The sequence below is a fragment of the Methanoregula sp. genome (assembly GCF_049518935.1).
Lineage (GTDB): Archaea > Halobacteriota > Methanomicrobia > Methanomicrobiales > Methanospirillaceae > Methanoregula.
In genome coordinates this window covers 46,076-68,079 of record NZ_JBEKRH010000008.1, presented here as the reverse complement: position 1 = coordinate 68,079, position 22,004 = coordinate 46,076, and the positions used below count along the sequence as shown (strand labels likewise).

Sequence of the window (22,004 nt, the reverse complement as noted above, 5' to 3'; positions counted from 1 at the left end):
TGATGCATACAACCTGGTGAACCATGAGTCAGCAGACACATTCAGTGACCGGACCCGGAGCCTGCTCCGGCCGGCAGTACAGGTTTGCATCGCGGATGGCAAAGACGCCCAAATCATTCATCCGTGAGATCCTCAAGGTAACCGAAGATCCTCAGATCATCTCCTTTGCCGGGGGTCTCCCGAACCCGGGACTGATCGATGTCGATGGCATCGCCCGGGCAACGGCATCCGTGCTGGCACAGGACGGACATTCCGCACTCCAGTATGCAACTACGGAAGGATATCTCCCGCTCCGGCAGTTTATCGCAGACCGGTACAAAAAACGTCTCGGTCTCTCAATCTCTCCGGATGAGATCCTGATTACGAACGGCTCGCAGCAGTGCCTTGACCTGATTGGCAAGGTGCTGATCAATCCCGGGGATCATGTGGCCATCGAACGCCCGGGATACCTTGGGGCAATCCAGGCATTCTCGCTCTATGAACCTCAGTTCCATCCGATCATACTTCACGAAGACGGCCCGGATATGGCACAGTTCGCCCAGGAGCTTGATAAAAATCCGATCCGGTTATTCTACGGGGTTCCGAATTCACAAAATCCCTCCGGGATCACGTACTCAGAAAACCGGCGACGCGAGATAGGGGCGCTTCTGGCCGGCCGGGACACGCTCTTTATCGAAGACGATGCGTACGGCGAACTCTCGTTTGATGGCACTGCGCTTCCTTCGATGCGACAATTTCTCCCTGAACAGGCAATCATCACCGGTTCATTCTCCAAGATCCTGGCACCGGGCATGCGCCTTGGCTGGGTGGTCGCACCACCACCGATCATGGATCAGCTCATCATCGCAAAACAGGCTTCGGACCTCCATTCCAATTACCTTTCCCAGAGAATTGCATACGAATACCTGCTCCATGAAGATATCGATGAACGCATAGCTGGTATCCGTGAAGCCTATAAACAGCAGAGCGGGCTGATGGTTTCCCTGATACAGGAAATGATGCCGGAGTCGGTGACGTGCACACACCCCAAGGGAGGGATGTTTGTCTGGATGACCCTGCCGGAGAAGGTCTCATCCATGGAGGTCTTTGAGAACGCGATCCGCGATCACGTGGCGGTCCTCCCGGGGACACCCTTCTATGTGGACGGCGGCGGCAACAATACTCTTCGGATCAATTTCTCCAATGCAACACCGGATAAGATACGCACCGGCATAGAGCGGCTTGCCTGCGTCATCCATGCACTTGAGAAGAGGTGATCCAGCCCGGAGCCGGTTCTGCATCCATTTTTCTGACCATTTCCCTTATACGGATGGAGTATAAAAATAGTATTCATTAATCCGCATAGTACATGCATATGTACCGGAAAGGGTATAAGGCGCCTTTATGAAACCTTATACCTGAGCAACAATACCGGCAAAAAGGATCGGCACGCGCGGCAGATATTGGGAATAATGGCAGACCCGGGACAAGGTTTACGAGGGGATTTTATCCATGAACAAGAGTGATGCAGAAGCATTGTTGCGACAGGGCATTGAACTCTATGAACTCGGGCGGTTCCAGGAAGCGATCGTCATGTTCGACCGCGGCCTCGCCCTCTACCCCAACCTGGCCAAAGCCCATTATTTCAAGGGCATCGCGCTGTACGATCTCGGTAAATTCGAGGACGCAATCGCTGCCTATGACATGGCAATCACCATCGATCCGGCGGATCCCAATACCTGGTATAACAAGGCTGCCACCCTTGCCCAACTCGGCAGGAACGAAGAGGCGCTCGTTGCCTGCGACCGTCTCCTGTCCATCCAGTATGATAATGCCGAAGCATGGATCCTCAAGGGTATCGCACTCTATGAACTCGGCCGGTTTTCCGATGCAATTACTGCCTACGATCATGCCCTGATGGTAGATCCCCGCCACGCAAAAGTCTATTATAACAAGGGGATTGCCCTTGCCGATCTCGGCAGGCACCAGGAAGCAATCTATTCGTATAACAAGGCAATCGAGATTGTACCCACGTACGCCCGGGCCTATTACAACAAGGGCATCTCGCTGTACGATATCGGGAAATACGATGAGGCCCTTGCCGCATTTGATAAAGCGTACGAGATCGATCCATCCGATATCTGGACTTGCTATTACCGGAGTTTCATCCTCGCAAAACAGGAACGGCACGAAGACGCTGTCATATCTGCGGATCTGTTCCTAGAGCAGGAAACCGGTCATGGCGACATCTGGGCAATAAAGGGTATCTCTCTCTATAAGCTCGGGAAGTACGAGGAAGCCGCAGACGCTCTCCACCAGGCAACAGACCTCAATGCCGGGCTTGCCGATGCATGGTATTACCTGGGACTCGCCCAGAGCAAGCTGAACCTGTATGCCGACATGGTAAATACATTTTCCCGTGCGATCGAGGCAACACCGACAAATCCGACCGCATATTTCCAGCGGGGACTGGCATACTACCAGCTGAAACAATTCCGTGAAGCGGTACAGGACCTGGACCGTACGCTCTCGTTCGAACCGGACAATTTTGAAGCCTGGTTCCGCCGGGGTGTAGCCTGCATCAACCTGAGCCGGTACGAAGATGCCTATGACTCATTTTCGCACGGGCTGACACTCAGGGAAGACCATGCCGGCTCATGGTATTACAGCGGGATTGCCCTGACTCGGCTCGGGCGACACAAGGAAGCCATTGAATCCTTTGAATCCGCACTCCAGCTGGATCCGGACTGTTCATCCGCGGCATTCCAGGAAGGGATCTCGTATGCCAGTCTCGGACGGTTCCGGGAGGCTATTGAATCCTATGACCGTGCACTCCGGATTAACCCCGGTTTTTCCGATGCCCTGTACCACAAGGGTTTTGCCCTTGCAAAACTGGGCAAAAATGAAGATGCTGTTGTTGAATTCGAACGCACGATCGCATTCGATCCATCGAATGCACAGGCATTCCACCAGAAAGGGCTGCAGCTGTTCCGGCTTGGCCGTTATGAGGATGCGCTCGAATCCTTTGACAGCAGCATCGCGTTAAAACCGGCATATGCCCAGGCATTCTACGATAAGGGCGCTGCCCTTGTGAAGCTTGGCCGTTTCGATCAGGCACTCGATGCATTCGGACAGGTTGTTGCAATCAATCCCCGGTATATCAATGCCCATTACCAGCGCGGGCTCGCATTTGTCCAGCTGGGCAGATGTGATGATGCTATTTCTGCATTCGACCGGGCAATCGAGATCGATCCAACCCATACCCTTTCCATCTATCACCGGGGTTCCGCTCTGGTCCGGCTCGGCCGGTATGCAGATGCGGTCTCCGCTTTTGATGCGGTGCTCGCAATTTCGCCCCAGAATACCAATGCCCTGTATGAAAAGGCAATGGCGCTCTTCAAACTGCTGCGCTACCAGGAGGCAGTCCATAGTTTCGAGGAGGCTCTCGACCAGAACCCCTCCCTCACGGATGGCTGGCTCCACCTCGGCATTTCGCTTGCACACCTTGGCCAGCTCGACGATGCGATCCAGGCATTCGATAAATCCCTCGGGCTGAACCCGAAACTTTCGGAAGCCGCCATGCGGAAGGGTATTGCCCTCTATACACTCAAAAAATATGAAGACGCAATCGGGGTCTTAAACCGGGCGCTTGATGACAACACGCGCGATGTGTATGCATGGTGCTACAAGGGGCTCGCCCTTGTTGCACTGGGAAGGTATGATGAGGCGGTCCGTTCGTTCGACAAGACCCTGGAGATTAACCGCCGTTGTGCCAGGGCATTTTATGAAAAAGGCAATGCCCTCTCAAACCTTGGAAAACCCCTTGAAGCGGTTGTTTCCTATGATCAGGCATTGGAAATATCTCCTGATGATCCAAAAATCCTGTACCACAAAGGGGTTGCACTCGCGCAGAAAGAGCGGTATGATGACGCGATTACGGCATTTGAGAACTCCCTTGCAATCGAACCGGACAATGCGGCCGGCTTTTATTACTTAGGTATTGCCTATGCCGGCCGTGAGCGATATGATGACGCGATCCGCGCCTTTGAGAGTTCCCTCTCCCAGGATCCCTCCAATGGCCAGGCCTATCATTTCAAGGGAATTGCGCTCATCCAGCGGGAGCGGTATGACGAAGCAGTGAAGGCATTTTCCAGTGCACTGACGATCGAACCGGAGAATGCCTCCTCTTATTACTACATGGGGCTCTCCTATCTCCAGGCAAAACAGTACGGGGATGCCATCGCTACCCTTGAGCAGGCAACCAGGATGGACCCGTCCCTTACAGACGGGTACATGTACGAAGGTATTGCGCTTGCTGCATTGTCCCGCTATGAAGAGGCAATACCGCTCCTTGACAAGAGTATTGCGGCCAATCCTTCCCTGATCGAAGCAATGATCTGCCGGGCAAATTCCCTCTATATTCTGGGGAAATATGAGGAAACCGTTGAAGCGGACGATCGCATTCTCTCGCTCAACCCAACCCTTATCGATATCTGGATGCAGAAAGGCAATGCCCTTTCAGGCTTATCCCGTAAACAGGAATCTATCAACGCCTATACAAAGGCGCTCGAGATCCAGCCAGGTCTTGCCGAAGGCTGGGTTAAAAAAGGTCATGCATTTGCCGATCTCGGCAAGATCCAGGATGCGATCAACGCCTATACCCGGGCCCTCGATATCAACCCCTCCCTGCACGATATCTGGATGCGGAAAGGGGATGCACTCAACCAGATCGGGAAGTCGGATGATGCAATCCAGGCATACGCGAAATCCCTGAAAATTGATCCCGACCAGGAAGCCGGCTGGATCAAGAATGGCAGGGCTCTCTATGATCTCAGCCGTTACCAGGATGCGATTGATGCATTTGACAATGCAATTACCCTGAATCAGCGGAGTATCGAGGCATTCTATTACAAGGGATTAGCGCTCGAAAAAGTCAACCGGATGGAAGGCGCGATCCACGTCTTTGAGATCCTTCTCGAGATTGATCCAAAGAACAGCGATGCCCAGTACCACAAGGGACTCGCCTTAGCCCGGCTGGGTGATCACCGGGATGCAATCACCTCCTTTGAGAAGACAATCGCACTGCTTCCCGGGTTTGCACAGGCCTACTATTACAAGGGCAAATCCCTGATCGAGATCGGAAAGTATCCCGAAGCGATCCTGACCCTGAATCATGCCCTTGAAATAGAGCCCTCATATACCGAAGCATTTTACTATCTCGGCCTTGCGCTCTTAAAGACCGGTAAATATACCCAGGCCCTCGACGCATTTGACAGGAACCTTTCAAAAGACACCAGCAACGCTCCCGGTCATTTCAACCGGGGCCTTGCGCTAGAGAAACTGGGAAGGCATGAGGAAGCGCTGGAGGCATTTGACCGGGCACTGATCTATGACCCGGAAAATTCCCTTGCCTTCTATCACAAGGGGAAATCATATGCTGAACTGAAACGATATCCGGATGCAGTCTTCGCATTCGACAAGACTCTCCAGCTCAAACCGAAATATACGGATGCACGGTTACGCAAGGGTATTGCGCTCTATAATCTTGGCAAATTCCCGGATGCGATCAATGATTTCGACCGGGCCATTCTCGAGAATGCAAACAATTTCCAGGCACATTATTATAAAGCCCGTGCACTCGCTGACCTGACACGGTTTGCCGACGCGGTTGAAGAATATTCCCATGCCCTGGAACTGGATGCTAATTCTTCCGAGGCACATTTCTATAACGGTCTTTCCCTCTTTGAGCTCTCGCGCTTTGAAGAAGCGCTGGTGGAATTCGATCTGGCCCTCAGCCTGCAGCCGGAACACGCAATGGCGTACTATCACCGGGGTCTCGCACTGGTCAGGCTCAACCACCCTCGTGATGCGGTAACAGCCTTCGATAAATGTCTCGCACTCACATCATCATATGCACCAGCCCATTACCAGCGGGGAAGATCCCTCTATGATATCGGCTTGTACCAGGATTCTGTTGATGCGTTTGACCACGCACTTGAATATAATCCTGCTGATGCCGATGCTGCACTGTACAAATCCTATGCCCTGCACGATCTCGGTCGTTACGAGGAGGCCCTGTCTGCAAGCGAAGCAGCAATCTCAATCCATGCTGACCTCCCTGATGCATGGTGCAGCAAGGGAGTCGCCCTTACAGATCTCGCGCGGTTTGCAGATGCTGTCGAGGCATTTGACCGGGCAATTGAACAGGATCCTCACATTGCGCAAACCCACTATGATCGCGGACTTGCTCTCGCGAAGCTTGGCAGGTTCCTTGAAGCAGTGGAATCGTTCGACAGGGTTCTTGTCCTGATTCCCAATTATGTCCCTGCTTTCTTCCAGAAGGGAAATGCCCTGGCGGAAGTAGGCATGTTTGAGGAAGCAGTCCTCTCGTACAATATAGCCCTGGAAATAAATCCGGATGATCCGGCAGTACTCTTCCAGAAAGGGATCGCACTTGCCCGTCTTGAAAATTTTGAGGATGCAATTGCAGCCTTTGATGCAGCGTCTGCTGTTGATCAGAACAATGCGGATGCATTATACCAGAAGGGCCTTGCACTCGCCGCACTCGGGCGTCAGGACGACGCAGCCTCCGCATTTACTCAGACGCTCAGCATCAGCCCCGACAACAGGGATGCCCTGTATCATAAAGGTCTTGCACTTGCTGAACTGGGTGAGTTCGGTGATGCAATCGATATCCTGACACAGACCCTTGATGGAAACCCGAAGATTGCCAATGCCTGGCTCATACGTGGTTTCTGTCTGTTCGCTGTCGAGAAGTTCCAGGAATCTGTGATATCGTACGATCATGCCCTCGAACTGGATACGAATAATCCCCACACGTGGTTCTACAAGGGCCGGGCTCATATCAGCCTCGGGAATGATGGTGAAGCAGTCAGCGCATTTGACCGTGCCCTTGCGATTATGCCGGAATTCGGTGAGGCATTTTATTATAAAGGCGTGGCGCTGTTCCGTTTGAAAAACTTCCCGGAGGCTGCTGCCGCATTCGATGAGGCAAACCGGATCATACCGGATTTCGTCGATGCTTCCCGTGAAAATGGCAGAACTCTTGCGGCGCTCGGGCGGTACCGTGAAGCGATAACGGCATTCGAACGGGTTCTTTCTGCCCGCCCCGACGATCTTGTTGCGGCGTACGGCCTTGCCCGTTCATTGGATCATCTCGGATCTTACAACGAGGCCATTTCTGCCTATGACGGGGTCAACAGAATTGCACCGGACTGTGAGCGGGCATTCTTTTACAAGGGCTTTGCCCTGATGCTTACCCAGCGATATGAGGAAGCCGTTGAATCGTTCACCAGTACACTTGAAATTAACCCGGCAAACGGCGAAGCATGGCAGGAGAAAGGCAAGACACTCATCATCCTGGAAAAATATGAAAGTGCGGTCGAAGCGTTTGATGGCTACCTATCGGTAAAGCCGGATAATGAAGAGATTATCTACCGGAAAGGACTTGCATTAACCCAGCTCGGGAAAACCGAAGAAGCACTTGTGGCATTTGACCGGTCTATCACTCTTGGCCTTAACACAGGAGCAGTCCATGCAGAGCAGGCAGAATGCCTGTATCTCCTCAACCGGTACGAGGAGGCGATAGATGCTGTAAACCGCGCCCTTGCTCTTGAGGATAAAGACCTGCGATCCCTTCTGGTAAAAGGTGAATCGCTGGCAGTACTCCAGCGCTATCCTGATGCAATAGACGCATTTGATGCAGCCCTCCTGCTGGATCCGGAGAATGAACGTGCGCATAAAGGACGCGGGACCTCACTCGTCCGGATTGGCAAATATGAAGATGCTGTTATCGCCCTGGACCATGCCATTGAATCGGATACAGCCAATGTCGAGCTTCTCACCTGCAAGGGGTACTCCCTTTATCGCCTGACGAGATACAAAGAAGCAATTGAAGCGTTTGGCAAGGCCCTCAAGCGTAAAACCCACACTCCCCGTGCCCTCTTCTTCCGGGGAAAAGCATATATCAGGATCGGCCGGTGGGAAGATGCCATTGCCAGTCTTGAGAAACTGATCAGCCTTGATCAGAAGAATGCCCCTGCCTGGTATTACAAAGGAGTGGGACTTTCCCGGATGGGGCTCCATAAGGATGCGCTTGCTGCATTTGACCAGGCAGTAACTCTTGATGAGGTATGCCCGGCTGCCTGGTACAATAAGGCCCGTGAACTGAGTGCTCTCGAACGTTATGAAGAGGCCGTCCATACTTTTGATCGCAGCCTGGAACTGAAACCCGATCTTCAAGGAGCCGCATGCCGGAAGGGACTGGCGCTTGCCATCCTGAACCAGCCTGATGAGGCGGTTGCTGCATTTGACCAGGCACTCACTATGGGGCCGGGAAGCCGCGAGCTGCATTATTCCCGGGGAAAATCCCTCATGCATCTCGGCCGTTTTGAAGATGCGCTTGATGCATTCAACAACACCCTTTCCCTCTCACCGGAAGATGCATCAGCATGGCTGGATAAGGGCCAGACATTGCTGAACCTGAAAAACTTTACCGGGGCAATCGAAGCATTTGACAGGACGCTGTCCCTCAACCCGGGATCCGCACAGGCTTCCTTCAGCAGGGCACAGGCCCTGTCAGCACTTGGAAACGACGTGGAAGCAATCAAGTCATATAATACAGCACTGGACATAGATTCAACCTGGTATGATGCGGCTTATTACCGTGGTTGTGCCCAGCTGAGACTTGAAGATTATGCCGGCGGGATAAAGTCCTTTGAATACGTGCTTGAATCGGTTCCCGATCATGCCCTAGCCCATTACCATAAAGGTCTTGCTCTCCAGGCCCTGGGAAAATACGAAAACGCGATCCGGTCCTACAAGCAGGCACTTACGCATGATAATTCGATCCTTGACGCGGTATACGAGACGGGTCTTTGTTATGCAGGACTTGGGAAATATGAAAATGCGCTGAGAGCCTTTGACAAGATGCTGGAACTGACTCCTGACAATGCAAATGTGCTGTACCAGAAAGGCAGATCACTTTCCCGACTCTTCCGGTTTGAGGATGCACTTCTGGCACTGGATGCATCACTCCTTCTTGAAAATAATTCGGCTGATGTATGGATCCTGAAAGGAAGTGCACTCTACGAATTAGGCAGGTTCGGGGAATCCCTCGAGGCATTCGATCGTGCCATTGCCCTTGCGCCAGACAACAGCATTGCCTGGTACCGGAAAGGAAAATCCCTCATCGATCTCTCACGGTACGCTGACGCAGTCCCCTGTTTTGATCAGGTCCTTTTGACCGATGGAGACTGTGCCGGGGCATGGCTCAAGAAGGGAAGCGCCCTTCTCTCGCTTGGACAGTTCGGAGCCGCAGTGGATACTCTGACGCAGGCACTCGAACTGAAACCCCAGGCAGCAAATGGCTGGTATGATCGGGCCATTGCCCTCATGGAAGAAGGGCGTGATGAAGACGCGGTTGCCTCGTATGATCGCGCAATTGCGATCAACCGGAAGTATACCAATGCCTGGTACGACCGCGGGGTTGTCCTCGCACGTCTTGGCCGTGACCGGGATGCTATTGCATCCTTTGAAAGCGCAACGGCAATCGACCCACATTTCATTAATGCCCTGTACGATAAGGGTCTCGCCCTGGAACGCCTCCGGCAGTATAAAGATGCACTCTCGTCCTTTGAGATGGCACTTTCAATCAGCCCATCTGACATCCCGGCATTATATCATAAAGGACTTGCCCTCTTTAACCTCAAGCGGTTTGAGGATGCAGCTTCGGCATTTGGCTCCGCTCTTGATCTGGATGCCTCGGTTTTTGATGCCTGGTACCTTCAGGGAATTTCTTATGTTCATCTTGGCAATCCGGAGGAGGCAATTGCTTCATTGGACCAGGCTATCCGGATCAACCCGCATTCTTATGATGCGCTCTTTGAGAAAGGGCTGGTCCTTTCGGATCGTGCTGATTATACCGGGGCGATAGCTGAGTTCACCCGTGCCCTGGATGTCGATGATCAGAAACGGGATTGCCATTACGCCCAGGGCCTTGCCTATGCCGCGCTCGGGAAGCATGAAAATGCCCTTGCCGCGTTTTCCCGTGCCCTGGCACTAGATCCCGGATTTGCTGACGGCTGCTTCAATAAGGGTATTGCCCTTGAACAACTGGAACGATTTGAAGAGGCGATTCTGGCATTTGATGAACTCATCTCCCGGGTCCCGGATTATCCTGATGCCTGGCATCACCGCGCCGCAGCATCAGAACGTGTCGGTAATGATGAGGAAGCGTTTGAGGCGTACGAGAAGGCCCGGCACCTGGACCCGGGTAATATCGGGATTATTTACTCTGAAGGAAAAGTCCTGTCCAGGCTGGGCCGGCTGGAAGACGCGATACGGGTGTTCGATATTGCTCTCGGCATCGAACCCGGCTATGGCGAGATACTGCTGGACAAGGGAATGGCCCTTGCCCGGCTGGGACGCCATGCTGAAGCGGAAACAATTCTTGGCGATGCAGGAGAACACCTGATAAAACAGCCTGAGCCCTTTGTCCTGCGTGGCCTCTCATTGATGGAACTGCAGCGGTACGAAGAGGCAGCTACGGCATTTGATACTGCCCTTGCCCTCACACCGGATAACCCGGATATCTGGTCCCAGAAAGGAATGGCCTTGTCGCATCTGGAGCGATATGATCAGGCCATATCTGCCTTTGACATGGTGCTGAACGAGCACCCGGACGAACTGGAAGCCTATCTCGGCAAAGGACGTGCACTCTATGCGCTGGGGAAGTTCAGTGAAGCAGTCCGGTCATTTGACGAGGTAATCGGGCGGTCCTCCGGACATGCTGCCGCATGGCACGAGAAAGGGCTGGCGCTGTTCCTGCTGAAACAGTATGAAAAGGCGATTGACGCGTTTGAACAGGCACTGGCATCCGATCCCGGAAATCACGAGGCTATGTATTTTGAAGCTGCATCTTACCTGGCACTCGAAAAGTATGAAAACGCAGTTGAATCCTACCAGCACCTTCTCTCCCTGACACCGGAAAATGCCATAGCCTGGTACGAGCAGGGAACCGCCCTTGCTTCTATCAACCGCCATGCAGACGCAGTCTCTGCGTTTAACCAGGCAATCCAGATCAGATCCGATTATTTCGATGCCCTGTTTGCCCGTGCACACTCCCTTGACAGACTGGATCGGCCGGCAGATGCCATTGATGCCTATAACCAGGCGCTCGCCATCCAGCCGCTGCATGTCCCGTCCCTTCATCTCAAGGGTGCTGCACTGATGAAGACCGGAAAATTCGAGGATGCGGTAAAAGTCATCGACCGGGCCCTTGAGATCGATCCTTCATACATTGAAGCGATATATGACAAGGGCCGGGCACTTGCCTCTCTTGGCATGTACCGCGAAGCAGTAAAAACATTCGACAAAGTGCTCAGCCTCGAGAAAAATTATGCGGATGTCTATTTCGATAAAGGCCTTGCCCTCGCGAACCTGGGCCGTCATGACGAGGCTGTCATCGCTCTTAACAAGACGCTGGATCTGGATGCCGGTAACTGGCAGGCATGGTACTATAAAGGAATCTCACTTGCAGAAGTGGGACGCCAGAAGGATGCGATCCAAGCTTTCGATCAGGTAATAACGCTGTATCCGAAATCGATTGATGCATGGCTCCATAAGGGCATGGTACTTGCTGCAACAGGAAAATACAATGATGCCGTCGAGGCATATGTCAGGACGCTGGAAATTGATCCTACCAACGCCGATGCCTGGTATCTCAAAGGCAGTGCAATTTTTGCAATAGAGGGATTTGACGACGCGATCGAAGCGTTCAACAAAGCCCTGGAGATCAAACCCGACTATGTCTCAGCGTACTACGACAAGGGCCGGGCACTCTACCGGATGAAAATGTTCAAAGAGGCGGTTCTGGCATATGACAATGCCCTCTCCATCCAGCCAAAATTTGTTGAGGCTCTGTATCACAAAGGAAATGCCCAGATAAAGCTCTCCTCATACGAAGCAGCAATTGTCTCGTTTGAACAGGCCCTGAAAATTCGCCCCAATTTCGGTTATATCTGGACGGGGAAAGGGATCGCCCTTTCCTATCTTGGAAGAGATCAGGACGCCATCAGCTTCTTCCACAAGGCCCTTGGCATCGATCCAAAAGATGTCCTGGCAAACTATCATATCGGCATCTCTCTGCTGCGTCTCGGGAAATACCATGAGGCCATAAAGAACTTCGAAGCTGCCCTTGCACAGCGGTCCGACTGTGCGGAAGCATTCTACCAGAAGGGCCGGGCTCTTGCCATGCTCTCCATGAACCATGAGGCAATCGTGGTTTATGACAAGGCAATCTCGCTGAAAGAGAACTTTACGGAAGCGTGGCTCTACCGGGGTATCTCCCGTGCCAGCCTCGGTCAGTATGACCAGGCACTCGGGGATTACGACCATGCGCTGGCTTTCCATGCAGCCTATGCCGCACCCCATGTCTTCCGGGGAGTGGCCATGATCCACCTGGACCGGTACGAAGAAGCAATTACGGCATTTGACGACGCGATCTCTCTTCAGCCCGATTATGCCGAGGCATATTATTACAAGGGACTCGCCCTTCTCCAGCAATCACTCTACGATGAGGCCATCAACGCATTCGATAATGCCATAGAAAACAACACACGATATGCCGATGCCTATTACAACAAGGGTGTAGCTCTTGCACGCAAAGACCGGTCCGATGAAGCGATCGTCGCATTCAATATGGCGCTCGGAATCCAACCGGAATATGCGGACGCGATCTATGAGCGGGGACGTGCACTCATGAAAACCGGAAAACAAAAGGATGCCATCACTTCCTTTGATCAGGTCCTTAACCTGAACCCCGGATCCGCGAACGCTATTTACGAGAAAGGAAGGGCCCTCCTCGCCCTCGGTAATATCACGGCCGCAACAACGGCGTTGGATCGCGCAATCGATATCAACCCCTCCTGCTGGCAGGCATTTTTCTGGAAAGGACAGGCACTCTCGGAACAGGGAAGTTTCGATGCTGCCATTACCGTATTTGACCGGGCAATAGAGATCATGCCCCGCATGTCGGTACTATATGACCTGAAAGGACTTGCATATGCTTCCCTGGAACAATACCGCGAAGCAATTCAGTCCTATGACCGTGCACTGGAGATCGATCACCGTCCGGAAGTGTTCGCACATAAAGGCGTTGCCCTTACGGAACTCGGAATGATACGGGATGCTGTCGAAGCCTTTGACAAGGCAATTGACCAGGATCAGGATCTGGCAGAAGCCTGGATGGGGAAAGGAAACGCGTTCTACGATCTCGGTAAATATTCCGAAGCGGAAACTGCCTATGACCGGGGTCTTACCCTGGACCCGGAAAATGCGATAGCATGGACCCGCTATGGTATGGTCCTCTCATCGGAGCAAAAATACGATGCCGCTCTCGAATCTTATGACAGGGCCCTGCAGATCGATCCCACATTCTCTATCGCCTATTTTACCAAGGGCAGTGCACTCATCGCCCTTGGTCGCAATGAGGAAGCAGTTGAGGCCTTCAATGCGATGATCACAATCCAGCCGGAATTTGTCGATGCCTGGATCCACAAGGGACGGGCACTGCAGGAGATGGGAATGTACCAGGATGCGCTGACATCATTCAAACGCGCCCTGGAGACCGAACCGGGTCGCAAGGAGATCTGGAATGATATCGGTGATATCCTCGACAAGATCGGCAAACATGAGGAAGCAAAGATCTGTTACGAAAAGGGGAAGTAAATATAATTTTTTTAATTAATTTATTTTGTTTAGTTTTTTACCGGCTCTAAAAAAATTTTCGAAAAACCAAAATGACACCCTTATGGGAGCCTGTTGTTCCTTAAGTGAAACGCTGGCTGGAGAAAAAACCGATGGATTCTTCGACACTTCACTCCTCCATCTCGCTACGGTGACACAGCGAAGAAGCGTTCGGCATCTTCCCGAACCCCTCTTGCCGCGGGTAAGGGCAGTTTTCCGCCATTGTTCGATTGTTCCTGATCGGAGTTTACGAAAATAATGAATGCTGTCAGGTTTTATACAGAGCTGTTTAATCGTTATTTTAAAAATTGGGTAATCATTCCGTCTTTTCCCGAAGGAAGAAAAACCAGAGTGCAACACCTGCACATAGGATAATACCGCCAATAATGATCCCGGCATATTTCACATAAACGGGAGTGGATGCATCCCGCAACTGGACGGCGATCTCACGGTTTTTTGCAAGATTCGGGTAATTTGGATTGAGTGCCCTGACCTTATCAAAATCGTCGATCGCTTCGTCATACCGCTTCATCCCGGCAAGGGCATAGGCCTTGTTGAACCATGCTTCGGCATTAGTGGGATCGAGTTCAATTGCTTTGTCAAAGGCCTGCAACTGGTAGGTATAATATTCGTCAGCCTCGGTCATATTGTGGACCTGATCTTCGTACTCGTACCCGATATTATAGAGGATCTGTCCCCGGTTAATCCAGCCGGTGACATAATCCGGGTTGACTGAAAGAGACTGTTCTGAAGCGGACAGAGCGTCAACAAACTTTCCGTCACGATTGAGTGCATCAGCCTTTGCATTCATGGCCTCAAAGTACTGGGGTTCAAGTGCAACAGCGTGATCGTATGCTGAAACAGCCTGAGTGTAATTTTGTGATTGCAGGAACGCATTTCCCTGGGAATACCAGGCAACAGCTTCATCAGAATATGCGGATACTGGAATGACAAATGCGAGAAGAACTAAAAAAAATACTACAGAAACTGCAATACCATTGTTTGTCATCATATTCACCGGATTATATCTGGCGCGAATGCACCATAAAAGAATTCATTTTCATGAGTTCGTCCTTACTATAATCCCAGCACCAGCACACGCCGGGTGAGACTTTTATGAACGCGCTGATCATGGTGCTGAAGAATTGTCATGTGTTGAGAGGCAATATCTGCGATATCCCGGTGCGTAACAATAACTGCACGACGACCGGGTTTGATAAGTCTTCGGATCTCCTCCAGCGCGTCAGCGTATAACTGATCCATGGTATCAGTTTTCCTTATGCAGACCGACTGCCCATAGGGAAAATCCGTGACAATAGTATCGATCGATCTGTCACGGAATGGCAGTGAGGTGGCATCAGCCTGCAGGAACGCGGATTCCCTTGAATTTTTTATGCTTCCCTTGATCATGAACGGATCGAAATCACTGCCCACCGCGTACAGGTCAAGCAACTCAGCCTCGATAAGAATGCCACCGGTGCCGCAGAACGGGTCAAGGAGAATGTCCCCCTTACGGGCACAGGCAAGATTGACCAGAGTCCGCGCCATCCGTGGCATCATCACACCGGGATGGAAGAAATCCCGTTTCCCGGGATTGCGGATATCATAGGCAGAGCGATCTATCGTAAACAATACCCGTCCAAAATAACATTTATCTTCGGAGAGGATCGCGCGGTACTCCACTTCAGGCTGCTTTAGTGAGACCGGACCATTGATCATCGTACCGATCAGGTTCTCGAATTCCCTTTGGGACTGGGGATTCCGTTCATGACAGCCGCCATGAACTTTCTTTGTCCTGCCGGCAAACGGCCGGGTTGTTTCAAGGCTGAGATCTTTGAGCAGATCCCGAAACGCCGGAAGCGCAGGCTCACATTCTCCCAGATATTCAAGAACACCCTGTGTCATGGCAAGACGGTGCGCTTCTGCCGGATCCGGACATTCGGCAACTGCTACCTGGAGACGCTGATCCAGGACGGAACCGATGCATTCCAGCTCAGCAAACGGGAGAGTGGGATTTTCACCGGAGAGCTCGAAGATCAGTTTCATCCAGAATAGATGGTACCTGAAGACTCAAAAATACGTGTGGGAAAACAGGAAAGAAAAAGATTTATTTTTTTGGCTTCTTCTTTCCCATAATACCGGAGAAGAAACCGGATCCGCCACTTGGCGATCCCTCGAGTTCGGCAATCTTCTGGTACAGTTCTTTCTGTTCCCCGCTGAGGGATTTGGGGGTCACGATCTTTACGCGTACGAGAAGATCGCCATGTTTGCCCCGACGCTTCACTCCTTCGCCGCCCAGCTTGAGCGCCGTGCCAAACTGGATTCCTGCAGGGATCTTGAGATCGATGTGGCGTTTATCGATCGTCTCAATTTCCGTGGTCGTTCCAAGGATAGCCTGGGCAGGGCTGATCTCGATAAAAGTCTCAAGATTGTCACCGGACCGGACAAACCGGTTATGGGGCTGGACATGCACTTCAAGGAACAGGTTCCCGTTGGCCGCCCCGTAATCCCCGGCTTCGCCATATCCTTCCATACGCAGGCGCATACCGCTGTCGATACCTGCCGGGATATGGACGGAGACTTTTCGTTTCACCCGTGTGTGACCGGAACCATGACACTCTTTACAGGTTTTTTCAGGGATTTTACCTTTACCGCCGCACTGGGTACAGGTCGACATCCGGACAAACTGCCCAAAGGGGGAGTTGGTAGCCTGCCGCATCTGGCCACTGCCACCGCACCGGGGACAGACATTCATGCGCTTGGTCTCGCTGCCGGAACCGCTGCAGCTTGCACAGGGCTCAGAGTGCATTACCTCGATCTCCCGGTCCATCCCAGCAACTGCATCTTCGAGGCGGATCTGGATACGCATCAGCAGATCGGCACCGGGCTGGGGACCGGCTCGCCGCTGCCCTCCACCGCCAAAGAAATCGAAGATGTCGCCAAAGCCGGAGAAGTCGGTATGGAAATCGCCATTACTCTGTCCTCCCGCTCCGGAATAGGAGCCTTTCGATGCATTGGTGAAGGTCTCGTGACCCATGTTGTCATACTGCGCCTTCTTCTGGTCATCAGTGAGGACACTGTAAGCCTCATTAATCTCCTTGAACTTCTCCTCTGCACCGGGATCTTTGCAGACATCCGGGTGATATTTCCGTGCGAGATTCCGGTAAGCCTTTTTGATCTCCTTATCGTCCGCACTCCGGGGAACACCTAAGGTATCGTAATAATCTCCCGCACTCATTTCCGGCTCACTCTTCTTTTACCTTGTAATCAGCATTGACTACATTGTCATCGTCTTTATTATCCGGTTCTGCTGAGGGCCCGGCACTGCCGGATGGCTGCTGCTGGGATGCCTGTTCCGCCTGTATCTTCTGGTAAATTTTTGTAGTTGCTGCATAGACTGCTTCGGTGAGAGATTCCATCGCTTTCCTGATCTCGTCGAGATTCTCCCCGGGCAGTGTGCTCTTGACCGCTGCGATGCCTTCTTCCACCTTGGTCTTGTCAGTGGCTTCGAGCTTGTCGCCACTTTCTTTGAGCATCTTCTCGGCAGTGAAGACTGCGGTGTCGGCCTGGTTGCGCAGCTCGATCTCTTCGCGCTTCTTCTTATCGTCAGCCTCGAACTGCTTGGCTGCATTCATCATCTTTTTGATATCGTCTTCAGAGAGCTTCTTGTCGCCCTTGATGGAGATTGCCTGCTGGTTGCCGGTGCCAAGATCCTTGGCCGAAACGTGGATGATACCGTTGGAGTCGATATCGAAGGTTACCTCTATCTGCGGTATGCCACGGGGTGCCGGGGGTATGCCGGTCAGCTGAAATTTTCCGAGCGTGAAGTTATCTTTGGCGAGCGCCCGTTCTCCCTGGACCACATGGATCTCAACACTGGTCTGACCATCAGCCGCCGTAGAGAAGATCTGGCTCTTTCTTGTGGGGATGGTGGTGTTGCGTTCGATGAGCTTGGTCGAGATACCGCCAAGAGTTTCTATACCCAGCGTGAGTGGTGTGACATCGAGCAGGACAATATCCTTGGTCTCGCCTGTCAGAACAGCTCCCTGGATTCCGGCGCCAAGTGCAACGCATTCATCAGGGTTGAGTCCCTTGTCCGGTTCCTTGCCAAGAAGTTTCCGCACGGTATCCTGAACCAGCGGGACACGGGTTGATCCGCCGACCAGAAGGACGTGATCGATGTCCTTGGGTTCAAGCTTTGCATCGCTCAGTGCCTGTTTGACGGGCCCTACGGTTGATTCGATGAGGTCACCAATCAACTGCTCGAGCTTTGAACGGGAGAGATCGATATTCAGGAACTTCGGGCCACTCGCATCTGTAGTGATGTAGGGCAGGTTGAGGTTCGTGGTCTGGCGCTGGGAAAGCTCGATCTTCGCATTCTCCGAAGCATCCCGCAGGCGCTGCATTGCATAGGGATCATTCCTAAGGTCGATTCCTTCCTTCTTTTTGAACTCTTCGACCAGATAATCGGTAACTCTCTGGTCGAAATCGTCCCCGCCGAGATGGTTGTTTCCTGCCGTGGATTTGACCTCAAACACGCCATCGCCAAGCGTCAGGATCGATACATCGAATGTTCCACCACCAAGGTCATAGACAAGTACTGTTGCATCGTTCTCTTTGTCAATGCCATAGGCAAGGGCACTTGCCGTGGGTTCGTTGATAATACGCATCACTTCGAGACCGGCGATCTGTCCGGCATCCTTGGTTGCCTGTCGCTGGGCATCATTGAAGTAGGCGGGAACCGTGACTACGGCCTTAGTAATCTTCTCGCCCAGGTATGCTTCCGCATCCATCTTGAGTTTCTGCAGGATCATAGCAGAAATTTCCTGGGGCGAAAAGCCTTTCCCGTCGATGACAATTTTCTCACTGGTCCCCATCTTCCGTTTGATGGACTGGATCGTGCGCTGGGGATTGGTCACAGCCTGCCGCTTGGCAAGGCTGCCAACAAGACGTTCTCCCTCTTTGGTAAATGCAACTACTGACGCGGTTGTTCGTCCGCCTTCGGAATTAGGAATAACGATCGGTTTTCCCGCTTCCATAATTGACATGCAGGAAAAGGTTGTTCCCAGATCAATTCCCAGAACTTTCTCATGTGCCATGATGTTATGCCTCCTGATTTTGCTGGTTTCCGTTTGAAACTGCTACTTTTGCGTACCTGATTACCTTGTCATTCATGCGATACCCTGGGGAGACAACATCGACAATAGTGCCGGTAGCCTCACCCGATGGAATATGGGCAATCGCTTCATGTTCAGCCGGGTTGAATTGTTTTTTCAGCGAATCTATGGGATAGATACCGTAACGCTGCAACTGTGCAGTGAACAGCTGGTGAATTTGTTCAACACCCTTACGAAGATGAGCGTCATCTGTCCTGAGTGCACGTTCAAAGTTGTCCATGACTTCAAGGATATCGACTGCAAACCGCTCATTTGCCAGAGCAACAATCGTTTCCCGTTCGCGTGCCGTGCGTTTTTTGAAATTTTCAAAATCCGCTGCAAGACGGAGGAACCGATCGTTCAGCTCTGCATTGTTTTTCTTCAGCTCATCCAATTCAGCCTTCCCGGGCTTTGATTCCCCGGAAGTTTTTTCGATTGTACCGGAATCGTTTGTACCGGCCTGAACCGCTTCGCGTTCTGCATCGTCCATAGTACATCCCATTCGATGTTCCAATATCTATTGCATTGTAGTTCTATATAAATATTTACTTCGTTCGCAGGAGAGAACCTCTGGAATTTCCCCCAATTACCAAATCATAGACTCCCGGTCTCATGAATTGGGTTTCAAAAGCAATATTAACAGATATTTACGTTTCCTTAATGGCACAGGTTATTTGATAAAAGTTATACATACAAAAACCTGATCCCGTTCAAGGATAATTTAAGAAATCTGCATACATTTTTCACCCACATTCTTCATACACTAGACCATGAAGTGGGCATTGCTTTCGGTCTGGGACAAGACGGGCATCGTGGAGCTTGCACAGGCTCTGGCTGAAAAAAAGTATAATCTCATGAGTTCCGGAGGAACCGGCAAGGCTCTGGCACAGGCAGGCATAAAATATACGGAAGTCTCCTCCTACACCGGATTTCCCGAGATGATGGATGGCCGCGTGAAAACCCTCCACCCCAAGATACACGGGGGATTGCTCGGTCGCCGCCATATTGATGATGCGGTCATGGCCCGCCATGGGATAGACCAGATCGACCTGCTTGTCGTCAACCTGTACCCGTTCGAAGCAATGTCGCAAAAACAGATGGATCTTGAAAAACTGATAGAATTTATTGACATTGGCGGGCCTGCAATGATCCGTGCAGCAGCAAAAAATTACAAGGATGTTGCAGTTGTAGTCGATCCAACTGATTATCCGATGATCGTTCACATGATCCGGGAAGATGGTATTTCAGCAGAACAACGTTTCGACCTGGCAAAGAAAGCATTTGCCCGCACCGCTGCTTATGATGCAGCCATCAGTAATTATCTCTACAGCATCTCAAATCCGTTCCCGACAACACTTTCCATGCAGTATACCAACGGCAGGGCACTCAGGTATGGGGAAAACCCTCACCAGATTGCAGCAGTCTACGGTGTGAACGGGATAGCAGGCACCGAACCGATCCAGGGCAAACAGATGTCCTACAACAACTACCTAGATGTCAATGCCGGAGTCGCACTCCTTCGGGAATTTGAAGAACCTGCAGCGATATTCATCAAACATAACAACCCCTGCGGGGTAGCGATCGGCCATGATCTTTTTGACGCATATATTACTGCACGAGAGGTAGATCCCGTTTCAGCATATGGGTCTGTTGTTTCTGTGAATAAGGAGGTCACAAAAAAACTGGCAGAGGAAATCTGCAAAACGTTTGTGGAAGTTATTGTCGCACCATGCTTCTCACGAGAAGCACTGGATATTATGAAAACAAAAGAGAATATGAGAGTGCTTATTCTCCCGCCGGAATGCAGAGCTGATGAAATCAGAACTATTGACGGAGGTGTTCTTGTACAACGGACTCCGTCCTACAAGGAACACTGGGAAGTGATTACAGATCGCGATCCTTCTGCACATGAGATGAAAGCCCTCCAGCTTGCGTGGAAAGTCTGCAAGCACACAAAGAGCAACACAATCATCTTTGCAGATTCCCGGCATACACTGGGCATCGGCGCTGGCCAGATGAGCCGGGTGGATTCCGCAAAGATAGCGATAGAAAAGGCCTGTGCCTCGCTGAAAGGCTCAGCTGTTGCCTCGGATGCATTCCTGCCGTTCCCCGATACACTTGAAGTAGCAGCAAAAGCCGGGGCAACAGCTCTGGTCCAGCCGGGTGGATCCATACGCGATAAGGAAGTAATCGACGCTGCCAACCGCCTTCAACTGGCAATGGTTTTTACGGGCGTCCGGTACTTCAGGCACTGAATATTTTCCCCATTTTTTCATTTTAAGTCAGTAAAATCGATAATTTTATATTCTGCGAAGTTATCATACGGTACTTAAATCGTTTTTGGCTAAGATTGGTCATGAATGGTTATGAAATTTTGATGGTATCATTGTGGTGAAACAAATGGATTTTGGTAAGATGGTTGGAGATTCCTTTGCTTATGCAAAGGATGCGGTGATTGGTAAGTGGATGCAATGGCTGTTGCTCGTAATCGCAACGATCATTCTCTGCATTCCGCTTCTTGGCTACACCCTTAAGGTCTTCCGCGGCGAAAAGCCGGCGCCGGAAGTTACCGACTGGGGGACACTTTTCATTGACGGGATCAAGTACGCGATCGTTGCACTTATCTGGGCAATCCCCATGCTTATCATATTCTTCATAACGATTGGTGCAGGATTTTTTGCATTAGCCAGCGATCCCGCATCAGCGATGGGAGCAATCGGCGGGATGCTCTTTGGGTTCATCGTCTTTGTGATCGTTGCAATCCTCACCGGACTCTTTGCAACCATCGGCATCATCCGGTTCGCTCGGACCGGCAGTATGGGGGAGGCATTCAACTTCGGTGCTATCCTCGAAACCATCGGGAAAATCGGCTGGGGCAGTTACATCATTGCCCTCATCGTCCTGATCATCGTCCAGATCATCTTCAGTATCATAATCGGAATCCTCTCGATGATCCCCTTCCTGGGCATTATCATCGAGATCATCCTCATTGCCCCACTGTCAATCTTTGAAGCCCGGTATCTCTGCCAGGTCTATGATGCGGCCGGCGCGGCATAATCCCTCAACACTTTTTTTCCCTACGTGATTAAAACAATTCCCTGA

Annotated in this window: 9 protein-coding genes; 4 read left to right on the top strand and 5 right to left on the bottom strand. The window is 51.6% G+C overall.

The genetic code is table 11. The annotated features are described in order from the left end of the window. The first annotated feature begins 23 nt into the window (after nucleotides 1–23). Both ABSE13_RS07080 and ABSE13_RS07075 read left to right on the top strand, forming a co-directional pair. The gene (locus ABSE13_RS07080; protein WP_424027809.1) at nucleotides 24–1,256 is read left to right on the top strand and encodes an aminotransferase-like domain-containing protein; all 1,233 of its coding nucleotides are present in this window, start codon (nucleotides 24–26) and stop codon (nucleotides 1,254–1,256) included. Between the two features lie 235 nt (nucleotides 1,257–1,491). Next, entirely contained in the window at nucleotides 1,492–13,728 is a 12,237-nt protein-coding gene (locus ABSE13_RS07075; RefSeq protein WP_424027808.1) for a tetratricopeptide repeat protein, read from the top strand. 334 nt (nucleotides 13,729–14,062) lie between these two features. Here the strand turns inward: ABSE13_RS07075 and ABSE13_RS07070 are convergent, their stop codons facing one another. The 5 genes from ABSE13_RS07070 to ABSE13_RS07050 all read right to left on the bottom strand — a co-directional run bounded on the left by ABSE13_RS07070 (nucleotide 14,063) and on the right by ABSE13_RS07050 (nucleotide 19,392). Beyond that, a complete protein-coding gene (locus tag ABSE13_RS07070) occupies nucleotides 14,063–14,758 on the bottom strand; it encodes a tetratricopeptide repeat protein (RefSeq protein ID WP_424027807.1) in 696 nt (231 codons plus the stop codon). Between the two features lie 65 nt (nucleotides 14,759–14,823). Further along, complete coding sequence (locus tag ABSE13_RS07065) at nucleotides 14,824–15,792, bottom strand: THUMP domain-containing class I SAM-dependent methyltransferase (protein WP_424027806.1); 969 nt, start codon at nucleotides 15,790–15,792, stop codon at nucleotides 14,824–14,826. Nucleotides 15,793–15,853: 61 nt separating this feature from the next. After that, complete coding sequence (dnaJ, locus tag ABSE13_RS07060) at nucleotides 15,854–16,984, bottom strand: molecular chaperone DnaJ (protein WP_424027805.1); 1,131 nt, start codon at nucleotides 16,982–16,984, stop codon at nucleotides 15,854–15,856. A 7-nt stretch (nucleotides 16,985–16,991) separates the two neighbouring features. Next, entirely contained in the window at nucleotides 16,992–18,845 is a 1,854-nt protein-coding gene (gene dnaK / locus ABSE13_RS07055; protein ID WP_424027804.1) for a molecular chaperone DnaK, read from the bottom strand. A gap of 4 nt (nucleotides 18,846–18,849) precedes the next feature. Beyond that, complete coding sequence (locus tag ABSE13_RS07050; protein ID WP_424027803.1) at nucleotides 18,850–19,392, bottom strand: nucleotide exchange factor GrpE; 543 nt, start codon at nucleotides 19,390–19,392, stop codon at nucleotides 18,850–18,852. 280 nt (nucleotides 19,393–19,672) lie between these two features. Between ABSE13_RS07050 and purH the strand changes: the two genes are divergently transcribed. Both purH and ABSE13_RS07040 read left to right on the top strand, forming a co-directional pair. Further along, complete coding sequence (purH, locus tag ABSE13_RS07045; RefSeq protein WP_424027802.1) at nucleotides 19,673–21,157, top strand: bifunctional phosphoribosylaminoimidazolecarboxamide formyltransferase/IMP cyclohydrolase; 1,485 nt, start codon at nucleotides 19,673–19,675, stop codon at nucleotides 21,155–21,157. 145 nt (nucleotides 21,158–21,302) lie between these two features. Then, nucleotides 21,303–21,959: a DUF4013 domain-containing protein gene (locus tag ABSE13_RS07040; RefSeq protein WP_424027801.1), complete on the top strand. Its 657-nt coding sequence runs from the start codon at nucleotides 21,303–21,305 to the stop codon at nucleotides 21,957–21,959. The last annotated feature ends 45 nt before the right edge of the window (nucleotides 21,960–22,004 follow it).